The sequence below is a fragment of the Mycolicibacterium arseniciresistens genome (assembly GCF_030519285.1).
Taxonomy (GTDB): Bacteria; Actinomycetota; Actinomycetes; order Mycobacteriales; family Mycobacteriaceae; genus Mycobacterium; species Mycobacterium arseniciresistens.
This window is the reverse complement of sequence record NZ_JAUMSQ010000467.1, coordinates 1-3,182: the sequence shown is the minus strand read 5'-3', so window position 1 is coordinate 3,182 and position 3,182 is coordinate 1. Positions and strand designations below refer to the sequence as shown.

The window sequence follows — 3,182 nt, the reverse complement described above, 5'->3', positions numbered from 1 at the left end:
CTCCAGGTCGTGAGAGTCGACCAGGCCGTGCCGCGAGCACTTCGCCCACCACCCGTCCGGCCGCACCTGCACGATCATCCGGCGCCCGCAGCCGGCACAGAACCGCGGCGGCTCGAGCCCCAGCTGCGCGGCCGTCGGCACGACGCTGCCCGCGGGCCCGCCGGTGTAGACGTTGTAGACACCGGCGCTCACCGGCGCCGGCAGTTCGTGGCTCATCACCTACGGTTCTACAGGGTCGCGTTGAGCGCCTTGATCGGCATCTGAAGATCCTCGAGCAGCGCGAGGTCCGATTCGGCAGGCCGGCCCAGCGTGGTCAGGTAGTTGCCGACGATGACGGCGTTGATGCCGCCGAGGATGCCCTGCTTGGCGCCCAGGTCGCCGAGCGTGATCTCGCGCCCGCCCGCGAAGCGCAGCATGGTCCGCGGCAGCGCCAGCCGGAACGCCGCGACCGCCTTGAGGGCCTCCGACGCGGGCAGCACGTCCAGATCGCCGAACGGCGTGCCGGGACGCGGGTTGAGGAAATTCAGCGGCACCTCGTGCGGGTCCAGCTCGGCGAGGTTGGCGGCGAACTCCGCACGCTGCTCCAGCGACTCCCCCATGCCGAGGATGCCGCCGCAGCACACCTCCATGCCGGCCTCGCGGACCATCCGCAGCGTGTCCCAGCGCTCCTCCCACGAGTGGGTGGTGACGACGTTGGTGAAGAACGACCGCGCGGTCTCCAGGTTGTGGTTGTAGCGGTGCACGCCCATCGCCGCCAGCTTCTCGACCTGCTCCTCGGTCAGCATGCCCAGCGAGCACGCGATCTGGATGTCGACCTCGTTGCGGATGGCTTCGATGCCCGCGGCGACCTGCGCCAGCAGCCGCTCGTCCGGGCCGCGCACCGCCGCCACGATGCAGAACTCCGTCGCGCCGGTCTTGGCGGTCTGCTTGGCGGCCTCGACCAGGCTCGGGATGTCCAGCCAGGCGCTGCGGACCGGGGAGGCGAACAGCCCGGACTGCGAACAGAAGTGGCAGTCCTCGGGGCAGCCGCCCGTCTTGAGGCTGATGATGCCCTCGACCTCGACGTCGGGTCCGCACCACTTCATCCGCACGTCGTGCGCGAGCGCCAGGAGGTCGTCGAGGCGGTCGTCGCCCAGCTGCAGCACCTGCAGCGTCTGGTCCTGCGTGAGACCCTCGCCGCGTTCGAGCACCTGCTCGCGTGCCACTGCCAGTATGTCGCTCACCCGTTACTCCTTCACGTCTTGAACGGTGTTCAGGTTAGGGTAGTGGTGTGCAGCTGCACAAACGCGACGTGGTCGACGCGGCGACCACCATCCTCGACGAGTACGGCATCAGCGACCTGACGATGCGCCGGCTCGCCCGTGAACTCAACGTCACGCCGGGCGCGCTGTACTGGCACTTCGCCAACAAGCAGCAGCTCCTGGGCGCGGTGGCCGACCGCATCCTCGAACCGGTCGGCGAGGTGCCCGGCGGCTGGCGTGACCGCATCGCCGGTCTCAGCGGGACGCTGCGCGACGCGCTGCTGTCCCACACCGACGGCGCCGAGCTGGTCTCGGCGAGTTTCGCCGCAGGCCAGTCCGAGGCGATGACCCGGATCGTCGGACACCTCGGCGCGGCCGCCGCCGATGCCGGGGTCGACCCCGCGCACACGGATCTGGCGGCCCGCACGGTGGTCTACTACGTGCTCGGCTTCACCGCCGACGAGCAGTCCCGGTTGCAGTGGGACGCCGCAGGCGCGGAGCTTCCCGAGGGTCAGTCGGCGCTGGGCGACGACGCCACCGCCCGGTTCCGCTTCGGCGTCGAACTGCTGGTCAACGGAATCGGAGTCGCCGAACACGAATGGGTGCACGGGACGCGGGCGTGATCACCGTCGACGACGTGCGCGCTGTCAGTCACCTGCCGCGAGTTCTGCACATGGGTTGCGGCCCAGGCGCGTTCGCGACCCTGATGTAGAACTCGGCGCGCAGTCGGCGACCGTCAGCTGATCGGGTACTCGATCTTCTCGTCGCCGTCCCAGTGCCGCAGCCCGACGGCGTGGCCCCGCACGTCGCGCGTCACCGACGCCACGGCGAACGCCGCGGGCAGCTGGTCAGCCGGGACGCGCCGCGCAAGCGTCACGTGCGGCGTCCAGTGCCCCGGATCAGCATGCGGCAGAACGCCGTTCGGCATGTGCGGCAGGCACAATCGATGGACCTCGTCGTGCAGCGCCAACAGGTCCGCCGAGGGAACGAGCAGCCGCACCAGGGTGAAGGCGCGGCCGCCGAACAGCATGGGCGCGCCGATCGTGCACTCCAGCGGAAGCCGCGCCAGCACGGGACGCAACGCCGTGTCGACCGCGGAGTCCATCCCTTCGGCCACCGTCAGCGTCACGTGCGGACGGTTGCTCGGCGACCTGTGCCCCGCCTGGCTCCGCACGCCCGCCGCCATCAGCTCGTCCCACACCTGCCGGATCGCGGCATCGGTGTCGTCGTCGAAGATCAGCTCCACGCTGTGCACCACTAGAGGCTCGCGATCCAGCCGGGGTCGAACGCCGCAGCGCTCATCGCCTCGAACTCCGCCGCGCTCATGGTTCCCGCGCCCGCAGGCAGGACCGCCCGCACCGGCGCCAGTCCGGACAGCGACTCCCTGTTGTCCGTCTCGGCCACACCCGGCTGTGCGGGCCACGCGCCGATCACCACGCCGGCGCACGGAACGTCATCGCGGGCAAGCGCTTCCAGCGTCAGCGCAGTGTGGTTCAGGGTGCCGAGGCCGGCCTTCACCACCACGAGCACCGGCGCGGACAGCGCCACCGCGAGGTCGCGCAGCGTCGCGCCGTCGGCGCCGACGTGCACGAGCAGCCCGCCCGCCCCCTCCACCAGTGTCAGCCGGCCGGGAGCGTCCACGGTGCGCACAGATTCGACCAGATCGCCCAGCGTGGGCAGCGGCAGGCCGGCGCGGCGGGCCGCGGCCACCGGAGCCAGCGGTTCGGGATAACGCCACGACCCGTGCAGGGCCGTCACCCCCGAGAGGCGTCGCACCTCGGCGAGATCGTCGTCGCCGTCACCGTCGTCGGACCAGGCGCCGGTCTGTACGGGCTTGCACACCGCGACGTCGACGCCGGCCAGCCTTGCCGCGCACGCCAGCGCCGCCGTCGCGACCGTCTTGCCGACGCCGGTGTCGGTGCCGGTGACGAGGCAGACGGT

5 protein-coding genes are annotated in these 3,182 nt (G+C 71.2%); 1 reads left to right on the top strand and 4 read right to left on the bottom strand.

Annotated elements, in window-relative coordinates; translation table 11 throughout:
* Both bsaP and bioB read right to left on the bottom strand, forming a co-directional pair.
* A partial coding sequence (gene bsaP, locus Q2100_RS30530) for a biotin synthase auxiliary protein BsaP (RefSeq protein WP_302917025.1) occupies positions 1-216 on the bottom strand: 216 nt, incomplete at its 3' end.
* 11 nt (positions 217-227) lie between these two features.
* Positions 228-1,223, bottom strand: coding sequence for a biotin synthase BioB (gene bioB / locus Q2100_RS30525; RefSeq protein WP_264015656.1), 996 nt, complete (start codon positions 1,221-1,223; stop codon positions 228-230).
* A 47-nt stretch (positions 1,224-1,270) separates the two neighbouring features.
* Between bioB and Q2100_RS30520 the strand changes: the two genes are divergently transcribed.
* The gene (locus Q2100_RS30520; protein ID WP_302917024.1) at positions 1,271-1,864 is read left to right on the top strand and encodes a TetR family transcriptional regulator; all 594 of its coding nucleotides are present in this window, start codon (positions 1,271-1,273) and stop codon (positions 1,862-1,864) included.
* 113 nt (positions 1,865-1,977) lie between these two features.
* Here Q2100_RS30520 and Q2100_RS30515 read toward each other — a convergent pair whose 3' ends face one another.
* Together Q2100_RS30515 and bioD are read right to left on the bottom strand one after the other, a co-directional pair.
* Positions 1,978-2,499 (bottom strand): 2'-5' RNA ligase family protein, encoded by a 522-nt coding sequence (locus Q2100_RS30515; RefSeq protein WP_302917023.1) that lies wholly within the window; start codon positions 2,497-2,499, stop codon positions 1,978-1,980.
* A partial coding sequence (gene bioD / locus Q2100_RS30510; RefSeq protein ID WP_302917022.1) for a dethiobiotin synthase occupies positions 2,499-3,182 on the bottom strand: 684 nt, incomplete at its 5' end. The genes bioD and Q2100_RS30515, both read right to left, overlap by 1 nt.